The organism is Halopseudomonas salina (assembly GCF_008641105.1).
This window is the reverse complement of sequence record NZ_VTTI01000035.1, coordinates 1-257: the sequence shown is the minus strand read 5'-3', so window position 1 is coordinate 257 and position 257 is coordinate 1. Positions and strand designations below refer to the sequence as shown.

Sequence of the window (257 nt, the reverse complement as noted above, 5' to 3'; positions counted from 1 at the left end):
ATCGGCTGGACCGGCAGCGGCATCGCTTCGACTTCGATGTGAAGGCGGTCGGGCTCGATGCCGGCTATGCCACATCCGGCATCGCCAAGGGTCTTGAAGATCGCACTATTCTCGGCGTCACCGGCTACCGCAATCCGACGCCGCCCAAGGCCGGCATGATGCGCAAGTCGAAATTCGACTATGAGCCCGAGACAGACGGCTACCGCTGCCCCGAAGGTCAGCTCTTGACCTATGCCACCACCGACCGCAACGGCTAC

The 257-nt window shown here is 62.6% G+C and carries 1 pseudogene; it reads left to right on the top strand.

Annotated elements, in window-relative coordinates:
- Positions 1 to 257: pseudogene (locus FZF01_RS19310) on the top strand (IS5/IS1182 family transposase); the annotation flags it as partial.